Annotated in this window: 14 protein-coding genes and 1 rRNA gene; 8 read left to right on the top strand and 7 right to left on the bottom strand. The window is 70.0% G+C overall.

Annotated features, from left to right (window positions below; translation table 11 throughout):
* Nucleotides 1-2: 2 nt before the first annotated feature.
* A 5S ribosomal RNA gene (gene rrf / locus G3I71_RS34580) occupies nucleotides 3-119 on the top strand.
* Nucleotides 120-218: 99 nt separating this feature from the next.
* On the opposite strand, the gene G3I71_RS34585 is transcribed toward rrf, so the two are convergent.
* The 5 genes from G3I71_RS34585 to G3I71_RS34605 are packed head-to-tail and all read right to left on the bottom strand — an operon-like array spanning nucleotide 219 to nucleotide 5,844.
* Entirely contained in the window at nucleotides 219-1,529 is a 1,311-nt protein-coding gene (locus G3I71_RS34585; protein WP_164320993.1) for a DUF58 domain-containing protein, read from the bottom strand.
* On the bottom strand, nucleotides 1,529-2,518 hold the full coding sequence (locus G3I71_RS34590) for a MoxR family ATPase (protein ID WP_203732165.1): 990 nt from the start codon (nucleotides 2,516-2,518) through the stop codon (nucleotides 1,529-1,531). Before G3I71_RS34590 ends, G3I71_RS34585 begins: the two co-directional genes overlap by 1 nt.
* Nucleotides 2,518-3,720 (bottom strand): DUF4350 domain-containing protein, encoded by a 1,203-nt coding sequence (locus G3I71_RS34595; RefSeq protein ID WP_164320997.1) that lies wholly within the window; start codon nucleotides 3,718-3,720, stop codon nucleotides 2,518-2,520. Before G3I71_RS34595 ends, G3I71_RS34590 begins: the two co-directional genes overlap by 1 nt.
* Nucleotides 3,717-4,499: a DUF4129 domain-containing protein gene (locus tag G3I71_RS34600; protein ID WP_164320998.1), complete on the bottom strand. Its 783-nt coding sequence runs from the start codon at nucleotides 4,497-4,499 to the stop codon at nucleotides 3,717-3,719. The genes G3I71_RS34595 and G3I71_RS34600 overlap by 4 nt, the downstream gene beginning before the upstream one ends.
* Before the next feature lie 4 nt (nucleotides 4,500-4,503).
* The gene (locus G3I71_RS34605) at nucleotides 4,504-5,844 is read right to left on the bottom strand and encodes a glycerophosphoryl diester phosphodiesterase membrane domain-containing protein (protein ID WP_164321000.1); all 1,341 of its coding nucleotides are present in this window, start codon (nucleotides 5,842-5,844) and stop codon (nucleotides 4,504-4,506) included.
* A gap of 137 nt (nucleotides 5,845-5,981) precedes the next feature.
* On the opposite strand from G3I71_RS34605, the gene mtnA reads away from it, so the two are divergent.
* From mtnA to G3I71_RS34640, 7 genes are all read left to right on the top strand, one after another.
* Nucleotides 5,982-7,127, top strand: coding sequence for an S-methyl-5-thioribose-1-phosphate isomerase (gene mtnA / locus G3I71_RS34610; RefSeq protein WP_164321002.1), 1,146 nt, complete (start codon nucleotides 5,982-5,984; stop codon nucleotides 7,125-7,127).
* A gap of 8 nt (nucleotides 7,128-7,135) precedes the next feature.
* A complete protein-coding gene (gene mtrA / locus G3I71_RS34615; RefSeq protein ID WP_198539409.1) occupies nucleotides 7,136-7,825 on the top strand; it encodes a two-component system response regulator MtrA in 690 nt (229 codons plus the stop codon).
* A 1-nt stretch (nucleotide 7,826) separates the two neighbouring features.
* Nucleotides 7,827-9,899, top strand: coding sequence for an MtrAB system histidine kinase MtrB (gene mtrB / locus G3I71_RS34620; protein WP_239149518.1), 2,073 nt, complete (start codon nucleotides 7,827-7,829; stop codon nucleotides 9,897-9,899).
* Entirely contained in the window at nucleotides 9,889-11,796 is a 1,908-nt protein-coding gene (locus G3I71_RS34625; protein ID WP_164321006.1) for an LpqB family beta-propeller domain-containing protein, read from the top strand. Before mtrB ends, G3I71_RS34625 begins: the two co-directional genes overlap by 11 nt.
* A 198-nt stretch (nucleotides 11,797-11,994) precedes the next feature.
* Nucleotides 11,995-12,894: a ComF family protein gene (locus tag G3I71_RS34630; protein ID WP_164321008.1), complete on the top strand. Its 900-nt coding sequence runs from the start codon at nucleotides 11,995-11,997 to the stop codon at nucleotides 12,892-12,894.
* Nucleotides 12,895-13,176: 282 nt separating this feature from the next.
* On the top strand, nucleotides 13,177-13,905 hold the full coding sequence (gene raiA, locus G3I71_RS34635) for a ribosome-associated translation inhibitor RaiA (protein ID WP_164321159.1): 729 nt from the start codon (nucleotides 13,177-13,179) through the stop codon (nucleotides 13,903-13,905).
* A gap of 205 nt (nucleotides 13,906-14,110) precedes the next feature.
* A complete protein-coding gene (locus G3I71_RS34640; protein WP_164321161.1) occupies nucleotides 14,111-14,857 on the top strand; it encodes a response regulator transcription factor in 747 nt (248 codons plus the stop codon).
* 32 nt (nucleotides 14,858-14,889) lie between these two features.
* On the opposite strand, the gene G3I71_RS34645 is transcribed toward G3I71_RS34640, so the two are convergent.
* Together G3I71_RS34645 and G3I71_RS34650 are read right to left on the bottom strand one after the other, a co-directional pair.
* Nucleotides 14,890-16,086, bottom strand: a complete 1,197-nt coding sequence (locus G3I71_RS34645) for a winged helix-turn-helix domain-containing protein (protein WP_164321010.1) — start codon at nucleotides 16,084-16,086, stop codon at nucleotides 14,890-14,892.
* A gap of 184 nt (nucleotides 16,087-16,270) precedes the next feature.
* Nucleotides 16,271-16,864, bottom strand: a complete 594-nt coding sequence (locus G3I71_RS34650; RefSeq protein WP_164321012.1) for a GNAT family N-acetyltransferase — start codon at nucleotides 16,862-16,864, stop codon at nucleotides 16,271-16,273.
* Nucleotides 16,865-17,032 lie beyond the last annotated feature (168 nt).

Consider the following 17,032-nt stretch of genomic DNA (forward strand, 5'->3'; position numbering starts at 1 on the left):
GTTTCGGTGGTCATAGCGTGAGGGAAACGCCCGGTTACATTCCGAACCCGGAAGCTAAGCCTCACAGCGCCGATGGTACTGCAGGGGGGACCCTGTGGGAGAGTAGGACACCGCCGAACAAATATTGCGAAAAGCCCTGTACCGGGTTCACCGGTACAGGGCTTTTCTGCGTTTCCGGCCAATTGGAATAGTGCCTCTCCTTCGAGGAGAGGCACTATTCAGAGGCGTCCTGCGGCTTTCAGTGCCAGATATGCGTCCGCCAGCGCCGGCGCCAGTTCGTCCGGGGTCGCGTCGACGACGGTGACGCCGTGGCGGCGGAGTTGTTCGGCGGTTCGATGACGTTCCGTCTGTGCCTGGGCGGCTGCTGCGGCCTCGTACACCGCTTCTGTGTTTCCTCGGGCTGCTGACATGGCTGCGATGTGAGGGTCTGCCACCGAGGCCAGGAGGACCGTGTGGCGCTGGGTCAGTTGAGGGAGGACGGGAAGCAGGCCCTCTTCGATGGGGGCCGTGTCCAGGCTGGTGAGCAGGACGATCAGGGAGCGTCTGGGAGCCGTGCGGAGTGCGGTGGCCGTGAGGCCGCGGGCGTCCGTTTCGATGAGTTCGGGTTCCACGCCGGCCATCGCGTTGACCAGGGACGGGAGGACGTCGGCTGCGGCGCGGCCCTGCACCAGGGCTCGTACTCGGCGGTCGTACGCGAGGAGGTCCACGCGGTCGCCTGCGCGGGAGGCCAGGGCTGCGAGGAGGAGAGCCGCGTCCATGGAGGCGTCCAGTCGGGGGACGTCGCCAACGCGGCCTGCTGAGGTACGGCCGGTGTCGAGGACCAGGAGGATGTGGCGGTCTCGCTCGGGGCGCCAGGTGCGTACGGCGACGGTGGTTTGGCGGGCTGTGGCGCGCCAGTCGATGGAACGGGTGTCGTCGCCGGGGACGTACTCGCGCAGGCTGTCGAATTCCGTCCCTTCGCCGCGGGTCAGGACGCTGGTGCGGCCGTCGAGTTCGCGCAGACGGGCGAGCTTCGACGGGAGGTGCTTGCGGCTGGTGAACGGGGGGAGGACGCGTACAGTCCAGGGGACGTGGTGGCTGCCCTGGCGGGCGAAGAGGCCCAGAGGGCCGTACGAGCGGATCGTTACGCGGTCGGCCTGGCGGTCGCCTCGGCGAGTGGGGCGCAGGCGGGTCGTGACGCGGCGGCGTTCGCCGGCGGGGACCGTCAGGCGGTGGCGGGAAGCCTCCACCTCGGTGCCGGACTGCCAACTGCTGGGGGGCCAGGCATCGCGTAGGCGGGCGCGGAGCAGACGGCCGGAGGGGTTGGTGACCGTGAGCGTGACGTCCGCTGATTCGCTCAGGCGTACGGAGGCGTCGCCGGAGCGGGCGAGGCCGAGGCGGCGTACGGGTGCTGCCAGGGCGAAGTCGCAGGCGCAGGCGACTGCCAGGGAGCCGTTGACCGCGAGGAGGCCTGTCCAGCCGGGGTCCCAGATACCGACGGGGATCGAGCCCAGGGCCGCCAGGAGGGCGGCGCGGCCGGTGAGTGCCATCAGCGGGGGACGGGGACGTGGGCGAGGATCGCGTTGATGACCGAGTCGGCCGTCACGCCCTCCATCTCGGCCTCCGGGCGGAGTTGCACGCGGTGGCGGAGGGTGGGCAGGGCGAGTGCCTTGACGTCGTCGGGGATGACGTAGTCGCGGCCTGTCAGCCAGGCCCACGCGCGGGACGTCGCGAGGAGGGCCGTGGCGCCTCGGGGGGAGACGCCGAGCGTGAAGGACGGGGATTCGCGGGTGGCGCGGCAGATGTCCACCACATAGGCGGTGATCTCGGGGGAGATCGTTGTCTTGGCGACGGCCGCGCGGGCCGCTTCCAGATCCGCCGGGCCTGCCACGGGGCGTACGCCGGCGGCGCGCAGGTCGCGCGGGTTGAAGCCCTCGGCGTGGCGGGTGAGGACGTCTATCTCGTCCTCACGGGAAGGGAGGGGGATTGTGAGCTTGAGGAGGAAGCGGTCCAGCTGGGCTTCGGGGAGGGGGTACGTGCCCTCGTACTCGACCGGGTTCTGGGTCGCCGCGACCATGAACGGGTCGGGGAGGGGGCGAGGGGTGCCGTCGACGGTGACCTGGCGCTCCTCCATGGCTTCCAGGAGGGACGACTGGGTCTTCGGGGGCGTGCGGTTGATCTCGTCCGCGAGGAGGAGGTTGGTGAAGACCGGGCCCGGCTGGAAGGAGAACTCCGCGCTGCGTGTGTCGTAGACGAGGGAGCCGGTGATGTCGCTGGGCATCAGGTCCGGAGTGAACTGGATGCGCTTGGTGTCGAGGTCGAGCGCGGATGCGAGTGCCCGGACGAGCAACGTTTTGGCTACTCCAGGGACTCCTTCAAGGAGAACGTGTCCGCGGCAGAGAAGGGCGACGACGAGACCGGTCACGGCGGGGTCCTGGCCGACCACGGCTTTGGCGATCTCGGCGCGCAGGGCTTCCAGCGAGGCCCGGGCGGTGCCCGGGTTCCCGGTGATCCCGGCGTTGTCAGTGGTCGGGTCCATCATGGACGGCGTACCTCTCTTTCGAGGGCGTCGAGTTGGTCGGCGAGGGAGATGAGGGCGGCGTCGTCGCCGGGCGGCGGGCCGAAGAGGAGGGCGTGCAGGGCCTGTCCGTCGCTGTGGTTCTGGAGCTGGGCGGACAGGGCGGGGAGCAAGGACTCGGGTGCGTGCGCCCGGGTGACGGGGACGCCTACGAGGGGGGCGAGGCGAGTGCGGGTGGTGGAGCGAAGAGCGCTTGCCGCGCGGTCACGGGCGTTGGTCTTGCGGTAGAGGCGGGCGCGGCCTTCGACGGTTTCGGAGGCGCGGATCGCCACCGGAATACGTTCGGGTACGAGGGGGCCGAATCGGCGTGCCCGCCAGAAGGCGGCCAGAACTGCGGCGAAGAAGAGTTGCAGGGTGCCCCAGAGCCAGCCCGAAGGGAGCAGGTCGAAGAAGCCGCGCTCGCCGGAGTCGGTGCGCGAGTCGTCGGAGAGCGAGGGGAGGTACCAGACCAAGTGGGGGCGGGAACCGAGCAGTTGGAGGGCGAGCGAGGCGTTGCCGTGCTCGTCGAGACGGTCGTTGTAGAGGATGTCGGGTGCGCCGAGCACGACGGTGTCGCCGTTCCCTGTGACCGCGGGGACGAGTACGAGGGTGGGGAGGCCGTCGCTGGGGTAGCACGCGTCGGCGTCGGTGGCGGTGGTGTCGTAGCGGAAGCCGCCCGTGTCGGCGGTGCCCGCGCGTTGGGCGGCGGGCAGGTCGCAGTCGGGGGAGAGCTTCGAGTGGAAGCTGATCGCGGGGTCGGCGGTGACGCCGGGGGCGAGTGTTCCGACGGACGGGCTGCCGGGGGCGACCAGGACCGTACGTCCGCCGGAGGTCTCCGTCGCCGTGTGCAGTTGATCCTGTTGACGGTCGGTCAGCAGATCGGGGGCCGCGATCAGGAGGGTCGTGTCCGCGTCGGCCGCGCTGCTCGCCTCGGCGAGGGTGGTGACCACGCGCGTGGAGACGCCCCGGTCGGCGAGGAGCGTGGCGACGGCGCGGCTGCCGCGGGGGTCGGCGGAACGTGGGTCGAGGCCGCCGCGCCGGGTGCCGGAGTTGATCACGGCGATCGTGACGGCACCCACGAGGAGGATGACGACGCCGAGTACGACGCCTCGCGAGCGGGTCCACACCTGGCGGGGGGTGGGCGAGGCCGAGGTGGAGGCGTGGAGTGTGGCCGCGGTGGTCATTCGGCGGCTCCCTGGCGGGCGTTGGGGGCCGTGCTGGGGGTGCTGACGGTGTTCACGAGGACCGGTTTCGTGCGCTCCAGGTCGTCGTCGAGTTCGGTGAGCCGGCGGTATGTCTGCGGGTTCGCGGCGCGTCCGCCGTACGTCACCTCGTCGAAGTCGCGGGCCGCGGTGCGCAGGCGGTCGGTGTGCGCGGGCAGGGTGCGGCCCGCTTCCGCGGCTGCCTCGTCGGCGGTGCGGCCGGGGCGGGCATCGAGGAGCGCGCGTTCCTCCAGGGAGCGGACGACGGCACGCATGCGCTCCTGGACTGCCTGGTTCCAGTGGCCCTGGACGGCGTGCGCCTCGGCGGCGGCGCGGTGTTCGGCGGCGCTGAGCGGGCGGTCGTCGAAGAGCACGGCGGAGGAGGTGGGGCCGGTGCGCGGGGTGCCGAGGCGCCACCACAGGGCGCCGATCACGGCGACGACGGCCAGGACGACGACCACCAGTCCGACGATTCCTCCGGGGGTCGCGGTCGAGGCAGCGTTGAACACCTTGTCGAGCCAGTCCCAGACGGCGTCCATGGCCCGTTCGAGCGGGCTCGGGTCGTTCTGGTGGTACATGCGCTTGGACAGTTCGCGCCGGGCTGCCTCCCGCGCGGGATCACGCGGGACCGTCAGCGGCGGGACGTCGGCCGTCAGCGACAGTACGGCGGCGCTGCCGGCGCGCACCAGGGCTCGTACGGCAGCTTCGGCGGTGGACGGCAGCGCCGACACCGTGGTGAGGAATCCCCCCGTCAGGCTCACCGCATCAGCTCCCCGGGGTGGCGCTCGGGGCGCCGGAGCCCTGGACGCCGGCGGCGCGGGCCAGATCGAGGTCGAGGGCCTCGCGGCGGATGCGCTGGTCGATGTAGAGGAGCACGGTCACGCCCGCCGTGATGGGGAAGCTGATCATGGAGCCGATCACGGAGCCGATGCCGCTGACGACGAGGAACGTCCAGCCGAAGTTGCCCGTGCCATTGAGGAGGCCGCTCATGCCGTCCCCGGTCAGGGCTCCGGCGACGAGGGTGAACGGGACGACGACGATGGACGACACGACGGCCGCGATGATCGAGGCGAGCAGCTGGATGCCGAAGACCCGCCACCAGGAGCCATTGACGAGCTTCGTGGAGCGGCTGATCGACTTCACGATGCCCTGCTTCTCCAGCATCAGCGCAGGCGAGGCCAGGGAGAAGCGGATCATCAGCCACAGCGCGACGATGCTCGCGGCGAAGCCGCCCAGGACGGCGAGCGCCGCGCCTCCGGCCTTCGAACCCGCGAGGGCCACGAGGAGGCCCGGTGCGATGCCGACGGTGAAGATGGCGGCGACGATGAGCAGGAGCAGGAAAATGAGGCCGAACAGCTTCGGGATCTGCTGGCGGGCGTCCCGCCAGGCTTCGCCGATGGTCACGGGCTTGCCGAGTACCGCGCGACTGGTCACGGTCGTGAGCAGGGCGGTCGCGATAACGGTGCCGATCATGGAGATCACGAAGATGACGCCGGAGCCGAGCAGGGCGTCTCCCATTTCACGGCTCAGCTCGTCGAGGCTTGCGCTCGAACTGTCGACGGTGACGCTCGTGCTGTCGTCCAGGAAGAGTCCCTGGACGAGGACGGCGACGATCTGCGTGACGACCGAGACGGTCAGCGAAATGGTCAGCACCGTGCGCCAGTAGGCGCGCATGGTGGAGACGGCGCCGTCGAGGATCTCGCCGACGCCGAGGGGGCGCAGCGGGATCACGCCGGGCTTGGCGGCGGGCGGGGGGCCGCCCCAGTTGCCGCCCCAGCCGGGGTGGCCGCCGTGCGGGCCGTATCCGCCGTACCCTCCGGGGCCGCCGTAGCCGCCCGGGGTGCCGGGGTGGTTGCCGCCCCAGCCGGGGCCGGGAGGCGGTGGTGGGGGCGGTGCCTGACCGGGGCCCTGGGGGCCTGTGGGGGCGGACCACTGGGCGGGTGGCGGCTGTTCCTGGGACCACTTCGGGCCGGAGCCGGTCGTGTCGGGGCGCGGCTGGTCCGCGGGTTGCGCGGGATCGGGGCGGTCGGCGGGGGTGGACGCGCCGGGCTGCTGCCCTTCGGAGGGGGCAGATCCGGGCGAGGCCCAGCCCGGAGTGTCGTTCATCGTCGCTCCTTCACGGTGCCCGTCCGCGTTCGCGGCAGGTTGGCAGCCATCGTGCCATGGGGAGAGCGCGGAGGGATCAGCCCCTGTATGGGCTGGACACCTTCAATTGTCCGGCGGACAAGGGGCAGACTGGGTGGATGGCTGATCAGTACGCGCAATCCCGCGAGGACAACCGGTCCACCGAGATACCGGTGATCCGTTGGGAGGAACCTCCCGAGGGGCCGGTGCTGGTCCTTCTCGATCAGACGAGACTGCCGGCCGAGGAGGTCGAGCTGGTCTGTACGGACGCGCCCGCGCTGGTGGCGGCGATCCGTTCGCTGGCCGTGCGCGGGGCGCCGTTGCTCGGTATCGCGGGGGCGTACGGTGTCGCGCTCGCCGCCGTGCGCGGCTTCGACGTGGACGAGGCCGCCGTCGCGCTGGCGCAGGCCCGGCCCACTGCCGTGAACCTCGCTGTCGGGGTGCGCAGGGCGCGGGAGGCGTTCGAGGAGGAGCTTGCCAGGAGCGGTGACCGGGAGCAGGCGGCCGGGGCGGCGCTGGTCGCGGCGCGGGTGCTGCACCGGGAGGATGCCGAGGCCAGTGCGCGGATGGCTGTGCACGGGCTGGCGCTGCTGGACGAGTTGCTGCCCGGCGGTGGGCACCGGGTACTCACGCACTGCAACACCGGGTCACTGGTGTCGGGTGGTGAGGGAACGGCGTTCGCGGTTGCGCTGGCTGCGCACCGGACGGGGCGGCTGCGCAGGCTCTGGGTGGACGAAACGCGCCCGTTGCTGCAAGGTGCTCGCCTGACGGCGTATGAGGCGGCGCGCAGCGGAATGGCGTACACCTTGCTCACGGACAACGCGGCGGGCTCTCTGTTCGCCGCCGGGGAGGTGGACGCGGTACTGATCGGCGCGGATCGGATCGCGGCCGACGGTTCGGTGGCGAACAAGGTGGGGAGCTATCCGCTCGCCGTGCTGGCCAGGTACCACCACGTGCCGTTCATCGTGGTGGCGCCGGTGACGACGGTGGATCCGGACACCCCCGACGGGGCGTCCATAGAGGTGGAACAGCGTGCCGGACATGAGGTGACGGAGATCGCCGTGCCTCAGGTACCGGTGGCGGGAGCGGAAGCGGGAGGCGGAATTCCGGTGGCACCCCTGGGGACCCAGGCGTACAACCCGGCGTTCGATGTGACGCCTCCCGAGTTGGTGACGGCGATCGTCACCGAAGCGGGCGTTGTGTCGCCCGTGACGGCTGCGGCGCTGGCAGAGCTGTGTGACAGGTCACGACAGGTAACGATTTAGTTAATGGGATGATGTCGTTTATGAAGGGACGAGTCCTTGTCGTCGATGACGACACCGCACTGGCCGAGATGCTCGGCATTGTGCTGCGTGGTGAAGGTTTTGAGCCGTATTTCGTAGCTGACGGCGACAAGGCGCTGGCCGCTTTCCGTGAGTCCAAGCCCGATCTGGTGCTCCTGGACCTGATGCTTCCCGGCCGGGACGGTATCGAGGTGTGCCGCCTGATCAGGGCGGAGTCCGGGGTGCCGATCGTGATGCTCACGGCCAAGAGCGACACCGTCGATGTCGTCGTGGGCCTGGAGTCGGGTGCCGATGACTACATCGTGAAGCCGTTCAAGCCGAAGGAGCTGGTCGCCCGGATCCGGGCGCGGCTGCGGAGGTCGGAGGAGCCGGCGCCCGAGCAGTTGGCCATAGGTGACCTCCTCATCGATGTCGCCGGTCACTCTGTGAAGCGGGACGGGCAGTCGATCGCGTTGACGCCTCTGGAGTTCGATCTGCTGGTGGCGCTCGCGCGCAAGCCGTGGCAGGTGTTCACACGTGAGGTGCTTCTGGAGCAGGTCTGGGGGTATCGCCATGCGGCGGACACCCGGCTGGTCAACGTTCATGTGCAGCGGCTGCGCTCCAAGGTCGAGAAGGACCCGGAGCGGCCGGAGATCGTGGTGACCGTCCGTGGCGTCGGTTACAAGGCAGGACCGAGCTGACATGTCCGGGGACAGTGCCGCTTCGCCCCCCGGGCGTTCCGGGGGGCGCGCGGAGCGGCCTGTCGGGCGGCAGAAGGTGAGCAGGGCCGGCTCCGGCCGGCGGCGGTTCTTCGAGGGCGGGCTGCTCCAGGGCGGTGTCCAGGGCAGCCCGGTCCTTCGGCTGTTCATGCGCTGGGTGCGCCGGCCGCTGCTGCCCGTCATGCGGCTGTGGCGGCGCAACATCCAGCTCAAGGTCGTCGCCACGACGTTGCTGATGTCGCTCGGTGTCGTCCTGCTGCTCGGCTTCGTCGTCATCGGGCAGGTGCGCAACGGCCTGCTGGACGCCAAGGTGAAGGCCTCGCAGAGCCAGGCCGCGGGTGGATTCGCGGCAGCCAAACTGAAGGCGGACGCGGCGGCCAGCGCCGGTGGGGACGACGGTTCCGGCGCGGGCGGCCGGCCCGCCCAGAACGTCATCCAGTGGATGAGCGACCTGGTGGAGTCCCTCTCCAGCGGTGGCCAGGGTGCCTTCGACGTCGTGACGCTCCCGATCGGTACGGCGGGCGACGACAGCGGCGGCGGGCGCGGGCCGCGTGCCTCCGGCGGGGTGGACCCGACGGCGAGCGTGCCCGAGGCGCTGCGCGAGCGGGCCGATGACAACACGCTGATGGCCCAGAGCTACACCCGTATCACCTACACCAACGGCAGCGAGTCGCAGCCCGCGCTGATCATCGGCAAGCAGGTCGACGACCCGAACGGCGACCCGTACCAGCTGTACTACATCTTCCCGCTCACGCAGGAGGAGAAGTCGCTGAGCCTCGTAAAGGGGACGCTGGCGACGGCCGGGCTGTTCGTCGTCGTACTCCTGGGGGCCATCGCCTGGCTCGTGGTGCGGCAGGTCGTGACGCCCGTGCGGATGGCGGCCGGGATCGCCGAGCGGCTGTCCGCGGGGCGGCTGCAGGAGCGGATGAAGGTCACCGGCGAGGACGACATCGCGCGGCTCGGCGAGGCCTTCAACAAGATGGCGCTGACTCTCCAGCTGAAGATTCAGCAGCTGGAGGAGCTGTCGCGGATGCAGCGGCGGTTCGTGTCCGACGTGTCGCACGAGCTGCGGACGCCGCTGACGACCGTACGGATGGCCGCCGATGTCATTCATGACGCGCGCGTGGACTTCGATCCGGTGACCGCGCGGTCGGCCGAACTGCTCGCCGATCAGCTGGACCGGTTCGAGACGCTGCTCGCGGACCTGCTGGAGATCAGCCGGTTCGACGCGGGCGCGGCGGCGCTGGAGGCCGAGCCGATAGACCTCAGGCAGGTCGTCCGGCGGGTGGTGAGCGGTGCCGAGCCGCTGGCCGAGCGCAAGGGGACGACGGTACGGATCGTCGGCGATCAGCAGCCTGTCGTGGCCGAGGCCGACGCGCGGCGCGTGGAACGGGTGCTGCGCAACCTCGTCGTCAATGCCGTGGAGCACGGCGAGGGCAAGGACGTCATCGTGAAGCTGGCCGCCGCGGGCGGTGCGGTCGCGGTGGCTGTGCGCGACTACGGGGTCGGGCTCAAGCCCGGTGAGGCGACCCGGGTCTTCAGCCGTTTCTGGCGGGCCGACCCGGCACGCGCGCGTACCACCGGCGGTAACGGCCTCGGCCTGTCCATCGCGCTGGAGGACGCGCGGCTGCACGGCGGCTGGCTGCAGGCGTGGGGCGAGCCGGGCGGTGGTTCGCAGTTCCGGCTGACGCTGCCGCGCACCGCCGACGAGCATCTGCGGGGCTCACCGATACCGCTGGAACCCAAGGACTCTCGGCGGCATCGAGGGCTCGACGACGCGGGTCTGCCGTACGCCGGCGGCGACAAGCTGGCCACGGTGCCGGTGCAGACTGCGGCCACGGAACAGCGGCCGATAGCGCCGAGGCTCGCGGGCCCGACCCCGACCGCGGACCCCACGGCGCTGCCCGGCAACGGCGCTCGCGTGGTGCCGCGCCCGGCCGGCGGTGCACGGCGGGACGGTATGTCCGGTACGGAGTCGCAGCCCTCGGACACGGTGTTCTCGGATGCCGGTCAAGAGCGTGTGGACGAGCAAGGGGAGGCATTTCGTGGGCGCTGACCGCGAGTGGGACGGTCGGCGGCGGGAAACGGCTCGCGCGGTGGTGTACGCCGCCTGTGGCGCCGTACTGCTGGCCGGATGTGCATCGATGCCCGACAGCGGGGATCTGCGCGGAGTCGAGTCCATGCCCCGGCAGGACGCCCAGGTACGGGTGTTTGCCCTGCCGCCTCATGAGAACGCCCCGCCGGGGCAGATCGTCCAGGGCTTTCTGGAGGCTCTGACCAGCGACGATCCGCATTATGAGACCGCACTCAAGTACCTGACGGCGCGTGCCGCGAAGCAGTGGCGGCCCGACGCGTCGACCACGGTGCTGGACGGGGGGCCCACCGCCGATCCCGTGCGCGCGGGCAGCCGGGACGACACTGACGACGACTACACGTCCACGCTGACCGGTGACCGGTTCGCCACGCTGGACTCCCAGCAGTCGTACGAACCCGCCGAGGGGAAGTACAGACAGACGCTGCACCTCACGCGCGATAAGAAGAGCGGGCAGTGGCGCATCGACGACCTGCCGCCGGGCATCGTCATGGGCAAGTCGGACTTCCTGCGCAACTACACGTCCGTCAACAAGTACTACTTCGCGTCGAACACGCCGACGGAGTCGGACGGGCAGCCCGTGTCGGTCGCCGATCCGGTCTACGTCCGCAAGAAGGTCGACCCGATGACGCAGACGGTGAGTTCGCTGCTGGCGGGCCCCTCGCGCTGGCTGGGACCGGTCGTCAGGTCGAGTTTCCCCACCGGTACGGCGCTCAAGAAGGGCGTCACCTCGCTGACCCCCGACGACCAGAACCGGTTGACGGTGCCGCTCAACGACAAGGCGAGCCGGGTCGGGTCCGCCAAGTGCACCGAGATGGCGGCCCAACTCCTCTACACGCTCCAGGACCTGACTCCCACAGGGGTCGACGAGGTCGCACTGCAGCGTGCCAACGGCACCCAGCTGTGCCTCCTCGACAAGGACCGGGCCGAGATCGTCGCCGCACGTGGTGTGGTGCAGCACCCCGAGTTCCAGTACTTCATCGACGGCAAGCACCGCCTCGTACGGGTGGCCGGCGACAGTCTCGAAGCCGCCGCCGACGTGACTCCGGTGCCGGGCGCTCTCGGCGAGGGTGAGAAGCAACTGCGGTCTGCGGCGGTCTCCCGCGACGAGGACAGCGCGGCCGGGGTCTCGTCGGACGGGACCATGCTCTACGTCGGATCACTGGTGTCCGGTGGATCGCTCGGTGAACCCGTGCTGACCAGCCAGGGCGCCACCAAGGCAGACCGGCTGACCACACCGAGCTGGGACGGCGACGGCGACCTGTGGGTGGCCGACCGCAACCCCGCGAAGCCCCGGCTGCTGCTCCTGGAGAAGGGCGCGGGCGAGCCGCTGGAGGTGCGGACTCCGGGGCTCGACGGGCGTATCGAAGCGGTACGGGTGGCCGCCGACGGGGTGCGGATCGCGCTCATCGTGGAGAAGGACGGCCAGCGGTCCCTGTACGTCGGGCGGATCGAGCGGGACGAGCGGCCGGCGGCGGCGGGCGGGTCGTCCCAGGAGAAGACGGCGGCGGCGGGGCAGAAGGCCGGGGAGTGGTCGGTCGTGTCGGTCCTCGAACTGCACTCCGTGACACCGCAGTTGGAAGAGGTGACCGCCATGTCGTGGGCCGGGGACAGTCGGCTCGTGGTGGTCGGGCGTGAGCAGGGCGGCGTGCAGCAGATGGGATACGTGCAGGTCGACGGCTCGACGCCGGTGGGGGCGGCGCCGGCCGCGCTGACCGGCGTGAAGGCCATCGCCGCTTCCGAGGACGAGAGGCTGCCGCTGGTGGCGTACTCCGAGGAGGACGGGATCGTGCGGCTGCTGTCCGGGTCCAAGTGGCAGAAGCTGGTCAAGGCGGGGTCGGCTCCGGTGTATCCGGGGTGAGTGGCCTTTCCCGTTGTACGGCTCTCCGGTTCCCCGGTTCGGCTCGTCGACCCGGGTGGAAGTGAAGTGTGACGGCCCGTCGGATCTCCGGCGGGCCGTCGGCGTTTCCGGGTGCTGGTCTTGGGTCGTGCGGAGTTGTCCACAGGGCGTTGTCCACAGGGGTGGCCGGGTGGCGCCGGTGTTGGCACAGTGGAGGGCATGCGGGGGTGGTTGCAGGATCTCGGCGACCTGGTGCTGCCGGCCGAGTGCGGAGGCTGCGGAATGCCTCGTACGGTGCTCTGCCCGGAGTGCCGTGGCGCTCTGAACGGGGCCGCGCCGAGCCGGGTGCGACCGGTGCCGGAGCCGCTCGGGCTGCCGGTCGTGCATGCGGCGGCCCGGTACGAGGACGAGGTGCGTGCGGTACTCCTCGCGCACAAGGAAAGGGGTGCGCTGGCCCTCGCGGGGCCACTCGGGACGGCGCTGGCGGGAGCTGTGCGGGCGGGGCTCGACGGGGCCCTGTGCGGTGGTACGGGCGTGCTGCTCGTGCCTGTGCCGTCCGCGCGCCGGGCTGTGCGGGCCCGGGGGCATGATCCGGCTCGGCGCATCGCGCTCGCCGCGGCGGGTGAGCTGCGCGGGTCCGGCATACCGGCCAGGGTGCTGGCGGTGCTGCGGCAGCGGCGTGCCGTGGCCGATCAGGCGGGCCTCAACTCCCGGCAACGGCTGGACAACCTCGCGGACGCGCTGAGTGTGGCCGCCGGGGGCGGGCGGCTGCTGGCCGGGGCGGGTGCCGTCGTCCTGGTCGACGACCTGATGACGACCGGGGCCTCGCTGGCCGAGGCCGCGCGTGCCGTGCGCGAAGCGGTCGGGTATGAGGAGATGGGAGGGGCGAAGAGGGCGGAACGGTCGGGAGAGGTGGGAAAGGCGAGAGGAGTGAGAAACGCGGTGTACTCGGAGGCGGGGCGGGAAGGCAGAGGACAGGGACGCGCGGGAGCCACGGCCGTGGGTGTGGAGCGGAGGCCAGGAGTGCCGGGAATGGTGGCTGCGGGCGCCTTCGGAGGCATGATCTGTGCGGCTGTGGTCGCGGCGACGCCGGATTCTTTCGAAATAAACCGGAACTGAGCGCGAACTTGCATCGTTGCAGGTAGTGAGAGGACCAATTCACTTGAACGGAGGTACGCGCCAGTAGAGGGTGACGACATCCGTCCGGGCGAGATATGTTCGGTTGTGAGGGAAAGCCGCAGGCCACACCTCGAAAATTCGAATGTCGTGCTGCGGGTTTTGCTTAATCACCCCAGCCTGCCGCGTGGGGATCTTGTCCATGGGGGAGGAGGAGGTGGAAGTCACCGAGTCCGCGGTTCCGGAGTACACCGGAACCTGGTGCAAAAGGGAGACGCTTCGCCACTGAAGCGGAGCGATCCGGGAACGGAGTTCTGCGTGGACATCGTCGTCAAGGGACGCAAGACCGAGGTGCCCGAGCGGTTCCGGAAGCACGTTGCCGAGAAGTTGAGGCTGGACAGAATCCAGAAGCTCGACGGCAAGGTGATCAGCCTCGACGTCGAGGTGTCCAAGGAGCCCAACCCCCGGCAGGCCGACCGCTCCGACCGAGTGGAGATCACACTTCACTCCCGCGGTCCGGTGATCCGGGCGGAAGCAGCGGCAAGCGACCCGTACGCGGCACTCGACCTCGCGGCGGACAAGCTCGAGGCCCGGCTGCGCAAGCAGCACGACAAGCGTTACACCCGCCGAGGCGCCGGCCGGCTCACAGCCGCCGAGGTCGCCGACCACGTCCCGGACGCGGCAACGCTGAACGGCAATGGTCATCCCGTCCACGAGGAAGACACGGACGGCGTGCCCGTCAAGAGGATCGGCTCGCTGGAAGTGAAGGGTGAAGGCCCCCTCATCGTCCGAGAGAAGAGCCACGTCGCCTCCCCGATGACACTCGACCAGGCTCTCTACGAGATGGAACTGGTCGGGCACGACTTCTACCTGTTCGTCGACTCCGAGACCAAGGAACCGAGTGTCGTCTACCGGCGGCACGCCTACGACTACGGCGTGATCCACCTCAACACGGACCCGATGGTCGCCCACCAGTCGAACGCCCCCGAGGCGGGTGGCACGCTGGGCGGCTGACCGCCCCCGGTGACAGCTGAGCGGGTGCCCCTGGAGCGCGTGTGCGCCCCCAGGGGCACCCGTGTACGCCCCCTTCGGGACCCGCTCTGTCACCGCACCGACGCCCGGGCATGGAATCATGGCCGCAACGGCTCAACCGGTGGGTCGTTGCCTTGGGTTGGCGATGGCACAGGACCACAGGCCACAGCCTTCAGGGGGAGGAACGATGGCGGACAGCTTCGGACCGATGCAGGTCGAGGATGCCGATGACGGCGTCGCCGGCATGGGCCCGGACGCGGGCAACTCGCGCAAGGAGCCGATCAGGGTCCTTGTCGTGGACGATCATGCGCTCTTCCGCCGTGGACTGGAGATCGTGCTGGCGGCCGAGGAGGACATCCAGGTCGTCGGCGAGGCGGGGGACGGTGCGGAGGCTGTCGACAAGGCCGCCGACCTGCTGCCCGACATCATCCTGATGGATGTGCGGATGCCGAAGCGCGGGGGGATCGAGGCGTGCACCTCCATCAAGGAGGTCGCGCCCAGCGCCAAGATCATCATGCTGACGATCAGCGATGAGGAAGCCGATCTCTACGAGGCGATCAAGGCGGGTGCGACCGGCTATCTCCTCAAGGAGATCTCCACGGACGAGGTGGCCACGGCCATTCGTGCGGTGGCCGACGGGCAGTCGCAGATCAGCCCCTCGATGGCGTCGAAACTGCTCACCGAATTCAAGTCGATGATCCAGCGGACGGACGAGCGGCGGCTGGTGCCCGCGCCACGGCTCACGGAACGTGAGCTGGAAGTGCTCAAGCTGGTCGCGACCGGGATGAACAACCGCGATATCGCGAAGGAGTTGTTCATCTCCGAGAACACCGTGAAGAACCATGTGCGCAACATCCTGGAGAAGCTGCAGCTGCACTCCAGGATGGAAGCGGTGGTTTACGCGATGCGGGAGAAGATCCTCGAGATCCGGTAAGGCGGTCGGGTGTTGGGTGGTCGGGTGGTGGGCTAGGTGAGGGACTTGGTCAGTTCCCTTGTCAGAGGGGCGCGTAGGTCCGGGGCGTCCATCCGTTCCACTCGTACGTTTGTGCAGTTCACCCAGCTTGCCGCCTCCAGCAGGGCCTGGGCCACCGCCGGGACCGCCTTCGGGTCGTTCAGGGTGACCTGTCTGGCCACCAGGGTGTTTCCCTCCCGGGCGGGGTCCACCCTGCCGACGAGGTGGCCGCCGGCGAGGACCGGCATCGCGAAGTAGCCGTGCACGCGCTTCGGCTTGGGAACGTAGGCCTCCAGGCGGTGGGTGAAACCGAAGATCCGTTCTGTGCGTGCCCGTTCCCAGATCAGGGAGTCGAAGGGCGAGAGCAGGGTCGTGCGGTGACGGCCCCGTGCGGGTGTCTCCAGTGCCTCCGGGTCGGCCCAGGCCGGTTTGCCCCAGCCTTCGACCGTGACGGGGATCAGGCCCGAGTCCGCGATCACCGCGTCGACCTGTTCCGCCTTGAGACGGTGGTAGTCGGCGATGTCCGCGCGGGTGCCGACGCCCAGTGACCGGCCCGCCAGGCGGACCAGCCGGCGCAGGCATTCGGCGTCGTCCAGTTCGTCGTGCAGCAGTGTGTCCGGGATGGCTCGCTCTGCCAGGTCGTACACCCGCTTCCAGCCTCGGCGCTCTACGCACACCACCTCGCCGTACATCAGGGCGCGTTCGACGGCGACCTTGGTGCCGGACCAGTCCCACCAGTCGCTGGTGCGTTTCGCGCCGCCCAACTCCGTTGCGGTGAGCGGGCCTTGGGTGCGGAGTTGTTTGATGACCTGCTCGTAGGTGTCGGGTGGGAGGTCGTGGTTCCAGTGGGGTCGGGAGCGGTAGGCGCGGCGGCGGAAGGCGAAGTGGGGCCATTCCTCCACGGGGAGGATGCAGGCGGCGTGCGACCAGTATTCGAAGGCGTGGGGGTGGGGGTGCGGGTTCGTCGGCGCTGGGCTCCAGTAGGCGTCCTCGATTTTTTTGCGGGGTACGGCGCCCAGGCGGGCGTACGGGATGAGTTCGTGGGAGCGGGCGAGTACGGAGATCGTGTCGAGCTGGACCGCGCCGAGGTGGCGGAGGATGCCGCGGACGCCTGCTTTGCGGTTGGGGGTGCCGAGGAAGCCCTGGGCGCGTAGGGCGATACGGCGGGCTTCGTCGGCGGAGAGTTCGGTGTGGGGCGGGCTGCTCGTCATGCTTCCGCACGATAGGGGGTGGGACTGACAGTGGGGGTGAGCTGGGGGTTTGGGGGTGGGTTCTCGCCACCGCCGCCCTTACCCGTCCCTTCCCTTTCTCCCCCCTTCCTCCCTCGGAGGGGGACCCCCACGTAGAAGCAGTACGGGCGGGATGGGGGGCGCGGTCCGGGCTGCGGGAGGGGGCTCAGGGGGTGGGCTGGTCGGGTGTGGTGGGGGGCGGGAGGTATGGGGCCGTGGAGGGGAGGCCGACGTCTGACGGGAGGAGGGAAGCGATCCAGCAGTCGCGGCGTACTCCCTTGTTGTTGATTGCCGAGCGCAGGGTGCCCTCCATGGTGAAGCCGGCTTTTTGTGCCGTTGCCCGGGATGCCGTGTTGCCCACCTCCGCCCGCCATTCCACGCGGTCCACCGACATGTGGGTGAAGGCCCAGCGGGAGGCGGTGATCGTGGCTTCGGTGATGTAGCCGTTGCCCCGGTGGGCCTTGGCGGCCCAGAAGCCGACTTCGGCCATTCCCAGGGAGCGCATGGTGAGGGCGAGCATGCCCACCAGCTCCTCCCCTTCGGGGAGGAAGACGCCGAACGTGAACATCGAGCCGTCCGCCCAGCCGTCGGGCACCAGCTGGGAGGTGAAGCCGCGTGCGTGCTCGGGGAGGTAGGGGGACGGGATCGTCGTCCAGCGCTGGATCTCGGCGTCCTGGACCGCCGCGTACACGGCGTCAGTGTCGTCCGGTCCGACCGTGCGCAGGAGAAGACGGGCCGTGGTGAGCGTGACGGGGTCCATCGGCCGATTCTGCTCGGGGGAGGATGAGGGCGCCATCCCTTTTGCCTTGCGTGAGTTCGTGATCACAATTCGTGCAATTCGTGGGTGGGGCGCGGCACCATCCGTGACTCCCGGCCGTTCTCCTTATGGCTGTCCTACCGGCAGGCCTCCCGGCTGGGCGGGGTCCTC

It is taken from the genome of Streptomyces sp. SID12501 (assembly GCF_010550245.1).
Taxonomy (GTDB): domain Bacteria; phylum Actinomycetota; class Actinomycetes; order Streptomycetales; family Streptomycetaceae; genus Streptomyces.

Coding starts and splice junctions, on each gene's coding strand:
- G3I71_RS34590 (WP_203732165.1), bottom strand. CDS start 2,518: ATGGACCCGACCACTGACAACGCCGGGATCACCGGGAACCCGGGCACC.
- mtnA (WP_164321002.1), top strand. CDS start 5,982: ATGGCTGATCAGTACGCGCAATCCCGCGAGGACAACCGGTCCACCGAG.
- G3I71_RS34645 (WP_164321010.1), bottom strand. CDS start 16,086: ATGACGAGCAGCCCGCCCCACACCGAACTCTCCGCCGACGAAGCCCGC.
- G3I71_RS34640 (WP_164321161.1), top strand. CDS start 14,111: ATGGCGGACAGCTTCGGACCGATGCAGGTCGAGGATGCCGATGACGGC.
- mtrA (WP_198539409.1), top strand. CDS start 7,136: ATGATGTCGTTTATGAAGGGACGAGTCCTTGTCGTCGATGACGACACC.
- G3I71_RS34650 (WP_164321012.1), bottom strand. CDS start 16,864: ATGGACCCCGTCACGCTCACCACGGCCCGTCTTCTCCTGCGCACGGTC.
- G3I71_RS34585 (WP_164320993.1), bottom strand. CDS start 1,529: ATGGCACTCACCGGCCGCGCCGCCCTCCTGGCGGCCCTGGGCTCGATC.
- G3I71_RS34605 (WP_164321000.1), bottom strand. CDS start 5,844: ATGAACGACACTCCGGGCTGGGCCTCGCCCGGATCTGCCCCCTCCGAA.
- mtrB (WP_239149518.1), top strand. CDS start 7,827: ATGTCCGGGGACAGTGCCGCTTCGCCCCCCGGGCGTTCCGGGGGGCGC.
- G3I71_RS34630 (WP_164321008.1), top strand. CDS start 11,995: ATGCGGGGGTGGTTGCAGGATCTCGGCGACCTGGTGCTGCCGGCCGAG.
- G3I71_RS34595 (WP_164320997.1), bottom strand. CDS start 3,720: ATGACCACCGCGGCCACACTCCACGCCTCCACCTCGGCCTCGCCCACC.